The following is a 15,230-nucleotide window of genomic DNA, read 5'->3' on the forward strand; positions in this document are numbered from 1 at the left end:
CACAAGACGTCGGCATGCCTCCCTCACGCCGAGCGAAACCATGCCTGACCAGCAGAAATCAAGAGATCACGTTCGGTTGAGATACGGCTTCTGAGGCCATGGGCTTGGCCCAGGTCTCCTCCCAGTCGATCAGCTGCAGGCGCGCCTCAGGAAAGGTGAGCGCCCAGATCATCACGTTGATGCCGTGCATCATCCACGGGTAGTCGCGGGCCGCGGCCTCGTTGAAGACGCGCACGTCCCAGCAGTAGGTGTAGGTGTAGGCGGGATATATCTGGCTGTGGACGATGGCCGCGCCTACGGGGTCGATGGTGCTGGCGTCCGCGTTCGAGAGCGGTGGCGGCTCGCAGCCGTTGGCCTCCAGCCACAGATGGGCGCGTTGCGCGCTGTCCAGTCCGAGGACACGCACGATCCTCTCCAGGAACTCGTCGCCGACGTGATCGAGGACGCCGCGCTCCAGCTTTCCGTACCAGCCCTCGGTCACTCCGGTCAGCTCAGCCACGTCCCGTTGGGTGAGGCCTTTGCGGCGGCGCGCTCCGTAGCGGGCGGTGAAGCCGGGTACTGCGTGCGGGTCACGCTCTTCGCGCCAGGTCTTGAGCATGCGGGTGATCGGAGGCAGGTTCCGCGACATACAGGTGCAGGGCTCCCCTGAAGTAAAGAACAGGAAAAGTATGAGGAAACCCTAACGCAGCTTATACGTGTGTCCGACTTGAGGGGCCTGTCATATAAGACGGGCATGTTTAGGATCATTCAAGACATTCCGACACCCCGGGTGGGCGATAACCCGTACTCGCAGTGCCGGTTGTGCGGGTACCGGCACACCGAGAACCGGCCTAACAGGATGGAATCCGGGCAATGTGTGGCACCGCCGCCGGGGCCACCCTCCTCGACGGCCCTCTCGCCTCCGATCTCTGCCCCACCGGGCGACGAGCCGTGGGCGGACATTGCATCGACGACGATCCCAGAGGTGTCAGGCATGAGCGTCTTCATCACCGGCGGCAACCGAGGCATCGGCTACGCCATAGCCACCGAGCTTGCCGAGGCTGGCCACAACGTGACCGTCACCTACCGCTCCGGCGAGCCCCCCGCCCATTCCTACCTGCCGGGCCAGGAGCACACCGGGGGTCGGTTCCTTGCCGTGCGATGTGACGTGACCGACCCTGAGCAGGTCGACATGGCGTTCAAGCAGGCTGAGGCCGAGCACGGCCCGGTCACCTCCCTCGTCTCCAACGCGGGGATCACCCGTGACGGTCTGCTCGCCCGCATGAGCGAGGACGACTTCACCGCGGTCCTCGATGCGAACCTGATCGCCGCCTACCGGGTGACCAAGCGCGCACTGCCGGGCATGCTGCGCGCCAAGGGCGGCCGGATGGTGTTCATTTCGTCGGCGACCGCGATGCACGGGGAGGCCGGGCAGACCAACTACGCCGCCTCCAAGGCAGGGCTGATCGGACTGGCCCGGTCCATCGCCCGCGAGTACGGCTCGCGCAGCATCACCGCGAACGTCGTCGCGCCGGGGCTGACCGCCACGGACATGGCCGCCGCTCTGCCGGAGGACCGCATCAAGGCGCTGCTCGGACAGATCCCGCTCGGCCGTCTCGGGCAGCCCGAGGAGATCGCGCGCACCGTGCGGTTCCTCATCGACGAGGGCTCCTATGTCACCGGCGCGGTGATCCCGGTCGACGGTGGTGCGGGAATGGGGCACTAGCAGGTGGCCGTATCGAGGCAGCCCGCTTGGGGCTGCGGGGGAAGGCGGAGGCGAGGCCGCGAGGCGGGACGGCGGTACTGCGTACAAGCTCGGAAAGGGGCAGCCGGTCTACGCACTGCCGGGACAAGGGGGCAGGGGTGATCGACGTTGATCGCATCCTGGCACTGGCAGCACAACCGGCACGGACGGGGCACGGCCGCGACCGTGACGCGGACCGCATGGTCGCGCTGGCCGGACTCGCAGACCGACGCGCAGCGGCGGCCCGGCCCGTGGCATGGTCGGCAGGACTGTGCACAAACAGCCCTGAGCGGAAACGGCGTGAGATACCGGGCGCCGGCCGGGACGGGGCGCGACTGTGCGCGGCATGCCCGATCCATGACGGCTGCTTCGCCGCCCCGGCAGCCGGGATGCCGCCGCAGGTGCGGGCCTGGCGTGAGCAGGTGGACGACCAGTCGTAGGTGACGCTGACGGGCGCCGAGATCTCCTCGGCGCCCGTCAGCGTTTTCGCACGTCAGGACCTGTTCTGCGAGCGTGTCCGAGGTCACGCTGGCGGGGGATTCCAGGAGTGGACACCCCTTCCATCCATAGTAGAATTAACTCAAGAGATGAGGGAGAAAGAAACCTCACCAGCACCACTTGGAGCCCGAAATGCAGCGCGTCCTCAAGATGAGTCAGGTCCACCGCAACCCGCGCCAGCCGCGCGAGTACTTTGCCGAGGACGCGCTGAACGAGCTGGCCGCCTCGATCGACAAGTACGGCCTCATGCAGGCCATCGAGGTCCGACCGGACAACGAGCAGGGCGGCTACGAGATCGTCTCCGGCGAGCGCCGCTTCCGCGCCCACCAGATCCTCGGCCGCACCAAGATCCGCGCCACGATCACCTCGGAGAAGAGCGAACTCCAGCGGTTCAAGCGGTCCATGAGCGAGAACGTCACCCGCGAGGACATGACCCCGTTCGAGGAGGCGCACGGCTACCAGCGCATCCTCGACGAGGAGGAGGGCGCGACCATCGAGTCCGTGGCCGCCGACTTCGCGAAGACCACCACCTACGTGAAGCTGCGCCTGGCCCTGCTGGACCTGCGCATAGAGGTCCAGGAGCTCGTACAGGACGGGAAGATCGGCACGCAGGCGGCCGTGCAGATCGCCGCCCTCAACCTCGCCAACCAGGGCTCCGTTCTCAGCAAGTTCGTGCGCGGCGAATTCGCCTCGGACAACGAGATCGTGCACTTCGCCTACGCGATGAAGCAGCAGCAGGACCAGGCCGTTCTCATGGTCGTCGAGGAGATGACCGAGGAGCAGCGCACCGAGCGCGCTGCCGCGCAGAAGAAGACCCGCACAACGCTCGACAAGATCGAGCAGGTGCGGGCGCTGCTCGACGAGATCGGCAAGACCGAGCCGTTGAAGCTCGCCGAGACCCTCGAGACGCAGGTCGGGGCACGCCTGGAGCAGCTCGACCGGGTCGCCGAGTCGCTGACCAAGGCACGGTTCCAGCTCAAGCAGGCCAAGGCGCACGCCGAAGCCCGCCAGCTCGTCACGGTCAACCCGGAAGCCGAGGCCGACCACAGCGCCGAGCACGCAGACGCCGCCGACGAGCGGGAGCCTGTCGCAGCCTGACCGGCTCAGCTCCGGGGGTGCGGGCAACCGCGTCCGCACCCCGGCCGGCGCGGTCACAACCTCCGCGCCGCATCTTTCCGGAAACCCCGCTACAGCACAGGAGCCAGGTACGTCATGCGCTACAGCGCACCCCTCACCCTCGCCCAGGCCGAGCAGCTCGGCAAGGACGTCGGCATGATCGTCGCCTTCGCCGCGAAGGCCCTCAACCACATGCACGGCACGAACATCGACCGCCTCATGCAGACCTTCACCTCACCCAACGCTCTTGAGGTCACCGCGGCCCGCTACTTGCAGGCCCTCGAGGACGGCCACACCCCAGGCGAGGCGGCAGGCCGGGCCGGGACCGCACTCGTACATGACTGGGCGGACGCCGTCCTCGAAGCAGCTGCGGCTCCGCGGTCACCCCAGTTGCCCGGCGGAAGCCAGGAGGCGGGTGCATGAACACCGGAAAGTGCTGGACGCAGATGGGGCGTGCCGATTTCGACGCAGCGGCCCCCAACGAGCTGCCCGTACAAGCGGGCCCCGCTCGGATCGTTGCCGTACCTGACCGGTTCGACACCGCCGCTCTCTTCGGCGACACCGTCCCTGATCCCGGCCCGCGTCGGTCCGGCCGCGAGCAGCCGGGCGACGTCGACGGCCAAGAGGAACTGTTCTGAAACCCGCGCACCTGCAAGGAGTAACTGTGAGCGCGAGCACCGAGACGCTGCTCAGCGATGTCCGAAGCGCCCTGCACCGCCGCCGCATCTGGTCCCATTCGCCGGACAGGGACCGCCCCGGCTGGCGCGCCCAACCCACACTGCTGGACGACTTTCCAGCCGTGATCCTTACCTGGCACGGCGCGAAGGACCCCAACACCCATACGACCGAGCGCAGCACCACATCCACGGCCGCAGGCTGGCTCCTCCACCTCGAACGCCACCTGGAGCACGAGTTCATCGTGGGACGGCTCTATGCCGAACACCCCGGCAGCCGGTCCGACCGCACGCTCGTCGCCCTCCTCGCCTTCCACGCCAGAAAGGCCGAGTCCATGCCAGGCGAGCAGAACGCATCCTGACCTCAACTCCCCCTTACTGTAAGGGCCTTCATGCCGATCTACCTGCCCGAGCCTGCACCGACACGACCCGCCGACGGCAAGGGCTTCAACCGCCTCAGCCTGAACGCCCACATCGGGGCGGGCGGCGCGCAGTGCGCCCTGATACCCACCTCGTACCCGACTCTCTTCGAGAGCTACGACACCCGCCGCGCCCGATGGGGTGGCTTCGGACCCTGCATTCAGCGCAAGCCGGACTGTGAGACCTGCCCGGTCCTGACCGAACTGGGCACCTCCACCGAGAAGATCACCTTCAACAGCCCGCGCGTCCTGGTCCGCATCGACACGTCCGTCACCCCGGACGCGTCGTTCAACGCAACGCCGGTCACCACGCTCTGGATGACCGACCAGCCAGAAGACCCGCAGTACCGCAGCAACGGACAGAAATGGACCTGGCGGCGCATCCTGCACGTCAAGGGCTGGGAGCTCGGCCGCCGGCACCGGGACGAGCTCGGTGACGGGTTCTGGCTCCACCGCACCGCGCATGCAGCGGCGCCGCACGTCGAGGTCCGCACCAAGGCCCGCCAGACCTCCACTCGTCACGCCTTCTTCGTGAACGGTACGCGGGCAGCCCTGCTCACCTGCTACAGCCGATGCCGCCACGACGAGGCACTGCTCAACTCGGTCGGCCACCACACCCCAGAGTCCACCGACGACGATGCGATGACACTGGGCTGGTCGCAGCTTCGCCTCCCGCAGGACCACCGCCGTGGCCGACACCTGCAGCTCCGGGTGAACAGAGGTTCGTGCAGCGTCACCTTGACGGAGGGCAGCGAGGTCCTCGCCCGCCTGGAGTTCAGCGGATCCCCCTGGACGGCCGGGCAGATCCAGAACGCGGCCGCCGCCCTGACCGCGCACGCCGGGGACTGACGCCGTGGCGACGTACGCACCGCCGCGGCCCTTCTTCCTGCCGGACGCGCATCTGCCGAACTCGACCTCCACACCGTGGACATGCCGAACCTGCACCGATACCTGGCCGTGCGAGACAGCAGAGCCCTACCTCACTGAGGGCCGACGCGAGTGCGGTTCACCGACGTACTGGGAGAAGAGCCAGCCGCGCCGCTGGCACACCGGCCCCCGCTGCTACAGCCACGCCGACCAGATGGCCGCGCTCGCCGAAGAACTGCACCAGTACCACCAGGCGCACCCGCACTACCCGCCGTCCCGCCCGGCCCCGCCGAAACGCAGGCACCGCCAGCGCCCTCCGTACGCGCACACGCCGAGCGGGCCCGGAGACATCCGGCCGGGGACCTGGCTGTGGGTCAAACCCGGTGGCCTGCACCCGGCCTGGGGCGACATTCACCGCCTGGCGATGCTCACGAATCTGGACAGGCCGTACTGCGAGGTGTGGCTGGACGACACGACCGTCCACCGCGTCAGACCACACCTGCTGATCCTGGAGCGCACGCCCGTCGTGAACGCGGCCCGCGCGGCAGGCGTCACCTCCCTGGTGTGCGGCAGCGGCCCTTCACCGAGGCCGCTTCTCCCCCAGTGGCGATGGCTCGGCTGGACGCTCACCGAGCACATAGAGCATCTCGGCGCCGGTCCCGAGCCGCAGGCAGAGCCTGTGCAGGAGGGCTTGTTCGCCGCATAGCACCTTGACGGGGGGGTGGTGGAGATCGCTGACGGGGAGTGGACACCCCCATCATGGATAGTAGAATTAACACAAGAGGTGAGGGGGTAGCCCACACCGCCCAACCACCGAAGGAGGAGCAGGTGTTCGCCACCCCGGCAATCATCGACGCCTTCACCGTCACCGGCGCCCACGCCCCGGAATGCGGCGAATGCGAAGGCGGCGGCACCGTCACCTACCTGCACGGACCGTACGAGCACACCCGAGACTGCGACGCCTGTCACGGCACCGGCCGATACCTGCCCTGCCCCGCATGCAGCGACGGCACCAGCCCCCACACGGGCGACACCTGCTCCATCTGCGAAGGCTTCGCAGCCCTCACCTGATCAAAAATAGGCCACTACCCAAAAGGAGCCCCAGTGACCCTCGGAGACTCACTCACCGCGGAAGCCCTGGTCGCAAGCAGCAAGACCAACGCGACCATCAGCCCCAGCGGCGCGATCCGCCTCGCCATCACCCTGAACGACGGCACCATCCAGAACTTCGAGCACCCGCCCGCCGGCACCTGCACGGACTGGCGGGTCGCCGAACTCGAAGCCCCCGACTCAGGCTTCACCTTCAACGAACCCGTCACCGAACAGTGGGGCCACGCACTCACCCTCATCGCCCGCAACTCCCTTACCTGAACAGCCAGGAGGCCAGCATGGAAGACTTCCAGAAGCACACAGGCGTGACGCTAGCCCGGCCGACCCCCAAGGGCATGCTCCGCCCCTTCGGCGAAGTGCACGGACACGCCACCGACCCCATCAGCGGACAGAGGCTCGTGATGGTGCAGTGGCCCGGCGCACCCAAGCCCCTCCCGTACGAGCCCGACGAGCTCGCCATCGTCGACTGACCCAGAAATAGGTCAGTGCACATCTTCGTGTTAGGTTCTGAGTGATGTCAGGCCCTGGCACGGCCCGACCATCCACCCACACCTCCGGACGGGCAGCGACCCCCCGCGCCCCGCCCGCCCGGAACGGCTCGTCAGATACGAGCCACCCCTCCGGCCGGGACCCGCACCCCCCTGCGGGTCCCGGCCAACCCACGGAGCAACCAACATGCCTGCCCTGAACAACCACCACGACATCCAGCACACGAGCCACGACGACGCCCTTTACGAGGCCCTCGTCCTCGAGCGATACGGTCGCTCCCTGCAGGAGATCCTGTGGGAGGAAACGAAGCGCCCGCTGCCCGAACTCCTCAAGGAACGCCACCGCCGCCCCGCGCTCCCGGCCACGCCCGCCGTCCGGCGCCAGCCGCGACCGGACCCGGACGCCGCCGCACACCTCGCCGCCCTCCTGGAGGCCGACGTCCCGCGCCGCAGGCGGGCCGCGTGACCGAGGAACAGTTCCGCCGGCACGTCCGCAAGATCGCAGCCCTCGGCGGCTGGACTCTCACGTACCACACGCACAACTCGCAGCGCAGTGACGCCGGATGGCCCGACGAGGTCTACGGACACCCCAAGGCCAAACGCATCATCTTCGCCGAGTTCAAGTCCGACACCGGCCGCATACGCCCCGCTCAGCGCGACTGGCTCAAGCACCTCGCCGGCTGCGGCCTCGAAGCCGCACTGTGGCGGCCCAAAGACCTCGACCACATCGTGAACGTCCTCGCCCCCGACGGCCCCCGCGCCCAACTCCCCGACAACTTCTGACAAAGGAAACAGACCCCGTGCACGATCGCCCCAAGCAGCACTCCGAGATACCTCCGATGCCCGGAGCCACGTGGTGCAACTCCTGCGACAGTTGGTTCAACCCCATCACCAACACCTGCCGCTGCAACAACCGCTGACCACTCCAGGGAACATCCGCCATGAATCACTCTGCTCGCGCGACCAACCACACGACTGCACCCTCTGAGCCCCTCGGCCCGGACCGCGAGCAGAGCACCCCCACACCAGGCACCGGCACCGAGCTGGTCCTCGCCGAAGTCGCCCGCCTGGCCAACGAGCTGTGCGAACACCTCTCCGACGGCCAGTGGCGCACAGCAGCCCGTATCCGGGAACTCGCCGAAGCCGCCCTGCCGACCGCCGGAGACCGCTGAATGCACGCCCGCTTCGAACCCCTGCCTGCCCCAACCCGCAGCCAGGAAGCACACGACACCGCCCAGGCCCTCCGCGAACACCCGGACGAGTGGGCGCACATCGAGACTCTCGGCAACCTGAACCGGGCCACCAACCTTGCGTACCGCATCCGGACCGGCCGTCACAGCGCCTTCCGCCCCGCCGGCGCATTCGATGCCACCGCGCGCCTCGCCGACGACGGCACCGCCAACGTCTACGCCTGCTACATCAGCGCCACCGAACGAGACTCATGACGAACGAGCTGGAGCATCCCACGTACTGCGACGAGTGCGGTGAGCGGATCCCTGCCGTTGACGACGATGGAATGGCCAATCGGCATCACGGCACATCGGGCTCTCTGTACGGCCCCACGCGTGCCTGAATGACCCTCAGTCAGGAGCTGGTGACGGGCGGTCGGCCCGGGATGTAGCCCTTCCATTCCGACTGCTCAACGATCGCGGGCCATTCGCTGCGCGGCGTGGCCGCCGGCGGGGGAACGTCGGTGTAGCCCGTAGCCCAAACGTCGCCCTCTGCGACCTCAAGGAGAGGCGTAAACGGCACTTGGAGCCCGTTCGATTCGGTGGGCGGATCGAAGTGCCACCCCCAGTCGCGGTCGAACAGAAACCCTCCGAAGCTCACACGGCCGCCGCGGAACGACGCGCAGGCCCCCATGGTCTCGAAGTCCACCCACGGCATCACGAGGTAGGGCCACGTCTTATCGGCCGCTGCAGGGCCCCACACCTCGACGGCCGCATTGGACGTACGCGTGGCTGCCACCACCAGGTCACTCAGGACGGACGGGCTCGGGGCCTCCTTCCCCAGGTCAGTAACCTCCACGTCGACGTGCAGCCACTCCTCTGGATGGTCGTCCGCATGGTGAATTCCCCACCGTTCGGCGACCTGCTGCCGCGAATCGGGCTCGGTCTCCACCGCGATCTTCATGTCGGCCAGCACCAGCGGGCCGCGGTCGATCAGATGACGGCGGTCGTCCAGCGGGGTCAGCCGGATCGCCCCTCCAACAAAGTCCACGATTGGGCTCCCTGCGGATATCAGGTCTCTTCGTGTGCCCCGCTCTGGGGACTCGTGTCAGGCAGCTTCCCTTCGCCGGGGGCTGGCCTGGGTCGAGTTCTGCCCTGCCTCACTCATGTGCATGCCCACCCTGCGATTGGTGGACGCGGGAGGCGAGCCCATGGCATTGCAGTGTTACAAAAGGTGTGCCTGCACAGCGATTTCAACGACAGCCCTACCGTCGAGCGTGGTGATCGCGCAAGTTGGGATCCCGCCGTACAGCAGGTCCTCCGCCAGCGCGTCGTCGCCGAGCAGCGTGCGAAGGAGGTCTACGGTGACGCCGCCGTGAGTGACAACTGCGACCGGCCCTGGTTCGCCAGCCAGGTCGGTCAAGCACGCAAGGACTCGGTCGCCGGCCTGACGTGAGGAATCCCCGGACCTGGGCACGTAATCCCGGTCTTGTACCGTTGCAGCCCAGTCGGCGAGGAACTCCTCGATTGGTTCTTCATCGTTCCAGTTCATCCGCTCCCGCAGCCGGGTATCCTCCCGGACCGCGAGTCCGCACGCGGCAGCGATGAACTCTGCCGTCTCGTGGGCTCGCCTCAGCGGGCTGCTGATCAGGGCGCCAATCCCTTTGTCGTGCAGATGCTTCGCTGTTCGGGCCGCCTGCTGACGTCCGAGGATGGTCAAGCCCGGATCGCCGAGTTGTCGTTCCTTCTCCGCGTGCTGCACCAGATAGAAGATGGTCATAGCGGAGCGTGGCGCACGGCCCGCAGCGGGCGCCACTGGAATATGGCCGGCTCAACTCCTGGTCAGGCAGTGAGGATTCGGCTGATTCTCACGAGCCGAACGGGACGCGGGCGAGGACCAGGCCACGCACCTCGGCAGCCTTCCCTTCGGTGATGAGTCGCTTACAAACGGTGTGGAATGTGGCGCCTGTTGTGAACACGTCGTCAACGAGCAGGATGCGTTTGCCCTCCACGCTCCTGTGGAACCTCAGTGCCTTGGCGTGCTCCTCTGCCGCGTGCAGTTTGTCCGCCCACTGAGCGCCGCCGCTGGCCGACTTCTTCGTCTCGTATTTCTTGGTCGCCACGGGCCTGTCGGGGGCGGCGATGGGCCACCGGTCCAGTGTGTCTTCCGTGTAGGCGGACTCCATGATCTTTTCGATGTGCTGGAGCGGTAGGCGGTCAGGTGCTGTGGGGTTTCCGATGATGAGGTCGATGTCGGCGACCTGTCTGCGGTTTTCCTCAAGCCATCCGACGATGAGCCGTCCGAAGACCTTGCTCCACCCCTTCCGGCCGTCGTACTTGAACCTCTTGATCGGTTGTTCCAGAGGATGGGTGAACAGAGCAAGGGCATCGACTCGGGTGAAGTAACGCTTCTCCGGGCTCCAGCGGCAGATCTTGTTCCGGCATATGGCGTCCGGGGCATCCAAGCTCTGGCTGCAGACCACACAGTGATGCTCTGCCAGAGGGCGCATGGTAGCCGCGGCGCATTCCGCGCACACGGCGGGAGTTCCGTTGATGCGGTAGGCGCATCGGCTGCAGTTGGGGAACCCCAGTGGCCGGGGCAGGCCAGAGGTTCCCGTCACAGGCCCTCCAGCGCGAGTTGGAGCCGCTGTTGGCCAGCCTGTTGGACTCGCGCTGCGCTGCCGAGGCGGGAGAGAACATCGTCGAGTTCGACGACTTCCACCGCTCGCCCTTCGGTGACCATCTTCGCGGCCCACGGCTCACTGGTGGCCAGGGAACGGATGAGGAAGACGTGCTTGCCGTGCTCGGCCGCGAGGCGCGCCTGCATCTTGGCGCCGGAGGTGGAGGACGCCTCGATGACGATGCTGCCGATCGTGCATCCGGACATGACGACGTTTCGGCGTGGGAACGTCCAAGTCGCCGGTCCGGAGGTGGGCCAGAACTGGGACAGGAGCGCGCCGCCCTGGTCGAGGATGCGGGCGGCCAACTGTTTGTTTTGGGCTGGGTAGACCTTCGCGGCAATGCCTGTGCCCATCACCGCCACGGTGCGGCCACCGGCTTCCAACGTTGCCGTGTGCGCGGCAGTGTCGATGCCTTTGGCCAGACCGCTGAACACCACAACGTCGTTTTCCACCAGACCGGCTGCCATGCGAGCGGCACGACGTACACCGTCTGCGCTCGCGTTGCGTGTGCCGACGACGGCAGCGGACCGGGCATCCCGCTCGGCGAGATCACCGAGGTAGAACAAGAACGGTGGCAGGTTGGGGATCAGCCGCAGGTTGGCCGGATACTCCGGATCAAGCACAGTCACCAGGCGAGCGCCGACCTGGGAGGCAGCCTCAAGTTCGGCGGCGACCCGGCTCCGGGCGTCGTCGATCTCCGGGAGCGCCTTCCGCAAGATGGTCACGCTCTTGCTGGCGATATCGGAGTCTTCAGGGATGTCGCCGCCGAGGAGCACGTGGAGTGCCTCAGGCGACTGGCACGTCCTGGCCAGCAGGTGCCAGTCGACGGACCTGTTGTCCGTTCGCAGTGCGCAAAGGGCCAGCAGGTCCAGTTGCAGGGGCGTCGTTGTGATCATGTCCTCGGGGGTCCTTCTACTCGCGGTCCAAAGTGTTCGAAGGGTGGTGCTGCTGTGCTGTGGACCGCCTCCATCATGACCTATACGCGCGGAGGCGTATAGGTAGACAAACTGTCGCAAGATCGGCGCTTGCGGGCTCCTTCATTCGAGGTTGACGTCAGTCGACTATCAGGCGCTGTTCGGACACTGCTACTCATCACGGTCCCCATCTGTTGGGACTCGCCCTTCCCGCCCCTGCCTCAGCTCAGCGACTGCTTGGCGGATCGAGTCGACCGCCTGGATCCAGGCCACGACGAAAAATCTTCATATGCGCGCGAGCCGACGCACGCGATCAGAGGCGAGACTCAGCAGCCCGATACATGACAAGATCCAAAGCATCATCATGTCCACGGTCCGGCAGTCCTCGATAAGGGTCGGCCTTGGCCGCCTTGGAGTCACGCCCCTGCCCCTTGAGAACTGCGCGCCCCGGCTGCGGGCGGCCGGGCGCCGGCCGCCCGCAGCCGAATCAAGCGACTACTGCTGCCAGGGGCCGAAACCCCAACTGGCCAGTCCGGCCGCGATAGATACACCCGTCGCAACCAGCGGCGAGACGTACACCGAAAGCAGAGTGCGTCCGCCGAGTTCGACGTGCAGGCCGTGGCCGAACTGGATCTGCAGCCCGCGGCGCGGGACCGGCGCCGCGGGCTCCGGGGCTGCTTCCGCACCCCGGTCGGCGGGGGTGGGGCTGATGGAGGGTGGCTGGTCACCGTCGCGTGTGCCATGGTTGGAGCTCATGTGTGTTCCCTTCGCTGGGTGTAGCCGCCGCTTCGCTGGCCTAGGAACCTGAAGACGGCGGCGTGACGCAGGTCTCCCCGGGGGCGAGGAGACACAAAAGGGCCCCACCGTGCACGGCACGGTGGGGCCCACTTTGATGTCGGAGACGCTACCGAACGTAAGCCGGACAGGACAAGCCGATCATGCAGATCTGTGGATCTACGGCCGTCCCACTTCAGGGTTCTGTCGGATTATCAGGTCCTGCAGTCGCAATGCGACAGGAAGCGATCAAGGCCCCCACCCGTACGCGTCCTCGGCGGCCTCCGCGAGGAGCAGCGTGCCTTGGCACCGAGCTGCGTACTTCGCAGCGAGATCCATACGTCCGCTCCGGCTCAGTGTCATCGCCCCGCGATCAGTTTGGCAGGGCGTCGCGGGCGATCACCTAGGCTCGATGGTGGGCGTGGGGCTGGAGACCCGTGTCCTCTGCCGCCTCCCGCATACCGGCCTCGCTCGCCGAGCTGGCCGTTCCGGTCGACGAACTGGCCCCGTATCACCGCAACCCGCGCGCTGGTGATCTCGACTCCATCGCCGAGTCACTGGCCGTCAACGGCCAGTACCGGCCGATCGTCGTCAACCGCGGCACCCGGACAGGGCGCCCCAACGAGATCCTCGCCGGCAACCACACCTTCAAGGCGGCGAAGCAGCTCGGATGGACCGACATCGCGGTCACCTGGCTCGACGTCGACGACGAAGCCGCGGCGAAGATCGTCATCGTCGATAACCGCACCAGCGATCTCGCCGGGTACGACACAGTGCTCCTCGCGGACATCCTCACCGAACTCCCCGACCTCCAAGGCACCGGCTACGACCAAGAGCAGCTCGACCAACTCCTGGACGAGACGGCACTCCCGGCCCCCATCGAGCTCCCCACCGATGGGGCAGACACAGGGGCCGCTGCGTCGGTGGACTACCTGCAGTGGGGGTACATGCAGTGGTCGTCCACCCGTGTACGGATCACACAGGCCGAAGTCGAGTTGCTCGACGCGCTGTACAAGCAGTTCGTCGGCGACCACGACTCCGACCTCGGGTTCGGCTGGCACGTCCTCAACGAGGAGCACCGCGCTGAAGAGGGAGCGGTCGCATGAACCCGCTCGACGTTCGCTTCGCCCCCGCCTACCCGCTGTCCAAGCTGCGGCCCGCGGACTACAACCCGCGTCGCCTGTCCGAGGAGTCGTTCGTCCGGTTGCAGGGCTCGCTACGCCGCCACGGCGTCGTGAAGCCCGTGATCCTGAATGCCGACGGAACGCTGGTCGCGGGCCACCAGAGGACCAAGGGCTTGAAGGCGATCGGCGAGACGACGACGCCGGCGATGATCCTGCCGCAGAAAGTGCGGCTGCAGGACGAGATCAAGTTCAACCTCCTGCACAACCGGGTCGAGACCGAGTCGTCCGTGGTGTACGCGGATCCGGGACCGATCGGCCAGTGGTGCTGGATTCCGTGGCAGACCATCGAGGTTGAGGAGTCGAAGAACCGGCCGTTCCAGCAGGCAATCGGGTTCATGACCGCCGCCCACGGGCCGTGGGGGTCGGTGGTCATTGACGACCAGGGCCGCATCGTGCTGAACGCCGAGTACGCGGCCGTCGCCAAGGCTCAACGTTTCGACATCCTCGCCTGGACCTGCGCCTCCTTCGACGCCGGCCAGCTCGTTGAGGACCTCACCGGCGAGTACGGCGTGTACGACTGGACCGGCCTCGAAGAGCAGGCGCCAGTGTGGAACCAGCACATCGTGCAGCCCAACCGGCTGCGAGAACACTCCTCGAAGGCCAAGGCGGACAAGGTCCGCTACAAGTCCGAAGTATGGGAGCGCCTCGTCCTACCATGGCTCACCACCTCCCACCGGGTGGTCGACTTCGGTGCCGGGCACGGCGACTACGCCCGACACCTGCGCGGCAAGGGCTACAAGATCCACGACTACGAGCCCTACCGCACCCTGAAGGGCAAGTACGCCGTCGACATCCGCACGATCGTCGGCCAGATCCGCACGATCGAACGCGAGTTGAGAGAGAGCGGCCTCTACGAGGTGGTGGTCCTCGACTCGGTCATCAACGCCACCACATCCCTCGACTACCAGCATTGGGTGCTCACCACCGTCAACGCGCTCTGCGCAGCGGACGGCCAAGTCTGCATCGGCACACGCAACTTGGAGCGGGAGTTGGCGTACGAGAAATCCGAGCACTCCATCAGCCGCGATTCAACCCGCTTGTCCTTCCTCGACAGCGAGAACGTCGACATGCGGTTCGTGCGTGGCAAGTGGCAGCGGATCCGCTACCACACGCCCGAGTCCCTCCTCGGTCTACTGTCTCGATACTTCGAGGACGTACAGATCAGTGACACCACCAGGGCCACGGTCAAGGCCGTCTGCAAGCGCCCCCGAGTTCTACCGATCGAGGAATACCACGAGGCATTTTCGGAGGAATTCAACATGCCATACCCTAACGAATTCCGACACAACAAGCACGGCGGAATTCTGGATATTTTGATAGAGTTGATCGAGGATAGGAATTCCATATTGGAGGGGTAGAGGAATGCATTTGAGGGCGGACTCATACAGAGTTCGCATAGATATTGAGGCTAGGGCCAGTTACCGCATCATGTGGCTGGCCGGCATCCGTGAACTCGACCTGACACAGCACTGCCTGAAGACGTTCGGAGAATCCGACAGACCACACATCAACACCCATCGGGTCTTGTCCCCGATGAGTGGACACCTGTTCGTTTCGTTATGCGGCAAATGTCAGGGGAGCTGACTGCTGTTCGTAGGCGATCGGTGCCTGCT

General features: G+C 66.5%; 22 protein-coding genes. 16 read left to right on the forward strand and 6 right to left on the reverse strand.

The features are described from left to right. Positions 1-58 precede the first annotated feature (58 nt). Positions 59-598 (reverse strand): helix-turn-helix domain-containing protein, encoded by a 540-nt coding sequence (locus tag ACGFYH_RS36295; RefSeq protein WP_393807437.1) that lies wholly within the window; start codon positions 596-598, stop codon positions 59-61. Between the two features lie 375 nt (positions 599-973). Here ACGFYH_RS36295 and fabG point away from each other — a divergent pair, with 375 nt between their 5' ends. From fabG to ACGFYH_RS36365, 14 genes are all read left to right on the forward strand, one after another. Continuing rightward, positions 974-1,705 (forward strand): 3-oxoacyl-ACP reductase FabG, encoded by a 732-nt coding sequence (gene fabG / locus ACGFYH_RS36300; RefSeq protein ID WP_393807438.1) that lies wholly within the window; start codon positions 974-976, stop codon positions 1,703-1,705. A 648-nt stretch (positions 1,706-2,353) separates the two neighbouring features. Next, positions 2,354-3,319 carry a ParB/RepB/Spo0J family partition protein gene (locus ACGFYH_RS36305; protein WP_393807439.1) on the forward strand — a complete coding sequence of 322 codons (966 nt, stop codon included), beginning with the start codon at positions 2,354-2,356 and terminating at the stop codon, positions 3,317-3,319. A gap of 114 nt (positions 3,320-3,433) precedes the next feature. After that, positions 3,434-3,760 carry a hypothetical protein gene (locus tag ACGFYH_RS36310; RefSeq protein WP_393807440.1) on the forward strand — a complete coding sequence of 109 codons (327 nt, stop codon included), beginning with the start codon at positions 3,434-3,436 and terminating at the stop codon, positions 3,758-3,760. After that, the gene (locus ACGFYH_RS36315; RefSeq protein WP_393807441.1) at positions 3,757-3,975 is read left to right on the forward strand and encodes a hypothetical protein; all 219 of its coding nucleotides are present in this window, start codon (positions 3,757-3,759) and stop codon (positions 3,973-3,975) included. The genes ACGFYH_RS36310 and ACGFYH_RS36315 overlap by 4 nt, the downstream gene beginning before the upstream one ends. A gap of 26 nt (positions 3,976-4,001) precedes the next feature. After that, complete coding sequence (locus tag ACGFYH_RS36320; RefSeq protein WP_393807442.1) at positions 4,002-4,373, forward strand: hypothetical protein; 372 nt, start codon at positions 4,002-4,004, stop codon at positions 4,371-4,373. Positions 4,374-4,403: 30 nt separating this feature from the next. Then, a complete protein-coding gene (locus ACGFYH_RS36325) occupies positions 4,404-5,279 on the forward strand; it encodes a hypothetical protein (RefSeq protein WP_393807443.1) in 876 nt (291 codons plus the stop codon). A 4-nt stretch (positions 5,280-5,283) separates the two neighbouring features. After that, the gene (locus ACGFYH_RS36330; RefSeq protein ID WP_393807444.1) at positions 5,284-6,003 is read left to right on the forward strand and encodes a hypothetical protein; all 720 of its coding nucleotides are present in this window, start codon (positions 5,284-5,286) and stop codon (positions 6,001-6,003) included. A 122-nt stretch (positions 6,004-6,125) separates the two neighbouring features. Then, a complete protein-coding gene (locus ACGFYH_RS36335) occupies positions 6,126-6,368 on the forward strand; it encodes a hypothetical protein (protein ID WP_393807445.1) in 243 nt (80 codons plus the stop codon). 33 nt (positions 6,369-6,401) lie between these two features. Then, positions 6,402-6,668, forward strand: a complete 267-nt coding sequence (locus ACGFYH_RS36340; RefSeq protein WP_393807446.1) for a hypothetical protein — start codon at positions 6,402-6,404, stop codon at positions 6,666-6,668. Positions 6,669-6,685: 17 nt separating this feature from the next. Further along, entirely contained in the window at positions 6,686-6,877 is a 192-nt protein-coding gene (locus ACGFYH_RS36345; protein WP_393807447.1) for a hypothetical protein, read from the forward strand. Between the two features lie 205 nt (positions 6,878-7,082). Continuing rightward, positions 7,083-7,361 carry a hypothetical protein gene (locus ACGFYH_RS36350; protein ID WP_366015945.1) on the forward strand — a complete coding sequence of 93 codons (279 nt, stop codon included), beginning with the start codon at positions 7,083-7,085 and terminating at the stop codon, positions 7,359-7,361. Further along, positions 7,358-7,678 (forward strand): VRR-NUC domain-containing protein, encoded by a 321-nt coding sequence (locus tag ACGFYH_RS36355; RefSeq protein WP_393807448.1) that lies wholly within the window; start codon positions 7,358-7,360, stop codon positions 7,676-7,678. The genes ACGFYH_RS36350 and ACGFYH_RS36355 overlap by 4 nt, the downstream gene beginning before the upstream one ends. 158 nt (positions 7,679-7,836) lie before the next feature. Continuing rightward, the gene (locus tag ACGFYH_RS36360) at positions 7,837-8,067 is read left to right on the forward strand and encodes a hypothetical protein (RefSeq protein WP_393807449.1); all 231 of its coding nucleotides are present in this window, start codon (positions 7,837-7,839) and stop codon (positions 8,065-8,067) included. Then, on the forward strand, positions 8,068-8,340 hold the full coding sequence (locus tag ACGFYH_RS36365) for a hypothetical protein (protein ID WP_393807450.1): 273 nt from the start codon (positions 8,068-8,070) through the stop codon (positions 8,338-8,340). It begins immediately after the preceding gene. A gap of 139 nt (positions 8,341-8,479) precedes the next feature. On the opposite strand, the gene ACGFYH_RS36370 is transcribed toward ACGFYH_RS36365, so the two are convergent. The 5 genes from ACGFYH_RS36370 to ACGFYH_RS36390 all read right to left on the reverse strand — a co-directional run bounded on the left by ACGFYH_RS36370 (position 8,480) and on the right by ACGFYH_RS36390 (position 12,415). Continuing rightward, positions 8,480-9,115 carry a hypothetical protein gene (locus ACGFYH_RS36370; protein WP_393807451.1) on the reverse strand — a complete coding sequence of 212 codons (636 nt, stop codon included), beginning with the start codon at positions 9,113-9,115 and terminating at the stop codon, positions 8,480-8,482. Positions 9,116-9,289: 174 nt separating this feature from the next. After that, a complete protein-coding gene (locus tag ACGFYH_RS36375) occupies positions 9,290-9,844 on the reverse strand; it encodes a histidine phosphatase family protein (RefSeq protein WP_393807452.1) in 555 nt (184 codons plus the stop codon). Between the two features lie 88 nt (positions 9,845-9,932). Further along, complete coding sequence (locus tag ACGFYH_RS36380) at positions 9,933-10,547, reverse strand: ComF family protein (RefSeq protein ID WP_393807453.1); 615 nt, start codon at positions 10,545-10,547, stop codon at positions 9,933-9,935. A 134-nt stretch (positions 10,548-10,681) separates the two neighbouring features. Continuing rightward, positions 10,682-11,641 (reverse strand): DNA-processing protein DprA, encoded by a 960-nt coding sequence (locus tag ACGFYH_RS36385; protein ID WP_393807454.1) that lies wholly within the window; start codon positions 11,639-11,641, stop codon positions 10,682-10,684. A gap of 513 nt (positions 11,642-12,154) precedes the next feature. Next, on the reverse strand, positions 12,155-12,415 hold the full coding sequence (locus ACGFYH_RS36390; protein ID WP_393807455.1) for a hypothetical protein: 261 nt from the start codon (positions 12,413-12,415) through the stop codon (positions 12,155-12,157). A 455-nt stretch (positions 12,416-12,870) separates the two neighbouring features. Here ACGFYH_RS36390 and ACGFYH_RS36395 point away from each other — a divergent pair, with 455 nt between their 5' ends. Next, a complete protein-coding gene (locus ACGFYH_RS36395) occupies positions 12,871-13,539 on the forward strand; it encodes a ParB/RepB/Spo0J family partition protein (protein WP_393807456.1) in 669 nt (222 codons plus the stop codon). Further along, positions 13,536-14,975, forward strand: a complete 1,440-nt coding sequence (locus ACGFYH_RS36400) for a ParB N-terminal domain-containing protein (protein WP_393807457.1) — start codon at positions 13,536-13,538, stop codon at positions 14,973-14,975. The genes ACGFYH_RS36395 and ACGFYH_RS36400 overlap by 4 nt, the downstream gene beginning before the upstream one ends. Positions 14,976-15,230 lie beyond the last annotated feature (255 nt).

The organism is Streptomyces sp. NPDC048392 (genome assembly GCF_043200575.1).
Classification (GTDB): Bacteria; Actinomycetota; Actinomycetes; order Streptomycetales; family Streptomycetaceae; genus Streptomyces.

Coding starts and splice junctions, on each gene's coding strand:
- ACGFYH_RS36325 (WP_393807443.1), top strand. CDS start 4,404: ATGCCGATCTACCTGCCCGAGCCTGCACCGACACGACCCGCCGACGGC.
- fabG (WP_393807438.1), top strand. CDS start 974: ATGAGCGTCTTCATCACCGGCGGCAACCGAGGCATCGGCTACGCCATA.
- ACGFYH_RS36375 (WP_393807452.1), bottom strand. CDS start 9,844: ATGACCATCTTCTATCTGGTGCAGCACGCGGAGAAGGAACGACAACTC.
- ACGFYH_RS36350 (WP_366015945.1), top strand. CDS start 7,083: ATGCCTGCCCTGAACAACCACCACGACATCCAGCACACGAGCCACGAC.
- ACGFYH_RS36400 (WP_393807457.1), top strand. CDS start 13,536: ATGAACCCGCTCGACGTTCGCTTCGCCCCCGCCTACCCGCTGTCCAAG.
- ACGFYH_RS36360 (WP_393807449.1), top strand. CDS start 7,837: ATGAATCACTCTGCTCGCGCGACCAACCACACGACTGCACCCTCTGAG.
- ACGFYH_RS36385 (WP_393807454.1), bottom strand. CDS start 11,641: ATGATCACAACGACGCCCCTGCAACTGGACCTGCTGGCCCTTTGCGCA.
- ACGFYH_RS36295 (WP_393807437.1), bottom strand. CDS start 598: ATGCTCAAGACCTGGCGCGAAGAGCGTGACCCGCACGCAGTACCCGGC.
- ACGFYH_RS36305 (WP_393807439.1), top strand. CDS start 2,354: ATGCAGCGCGTCCTCAAGATGAGTCAGGTCCACCGCAACCCGCGCCAG.
- ACGFYH_RS36310 (WP_393807440.1), top strand. CDS start 3,434: ATGCGCTACAGCGCACCCCTCACCCTCGCCCAGGCCGAGCAGCTCGGC.
- ACGFYH_RS36345 (WP_393807447.1), top strand. CDS start 6,686: ATGGAAGACTTCCAGAAGCACACAGGCGTGACGCTAGCCCGGCCGACC.
- ACGFYH_RS36315 (WP_393807441.1), top strand. CDS start 3,757: ATGAACACCGGAAAGTGCTGGACGCAGATGGGGCGTGCCGATTTCGAC.
- ACGFYH_RS36365 (WP_393807450.1), top strand. CDS start 8,068: ATGCACGCCCGCTTCGAACCCCTGCCTGCCCCAACCCGCAGCCAGGAA.
- ACGFYH_RS36390 (WP_393807455.1), bottom strand. CDS start 12,415: ATGAGCTCCAACCATGGCACACGCGACGGTGACCAGCCACCCTCCATC.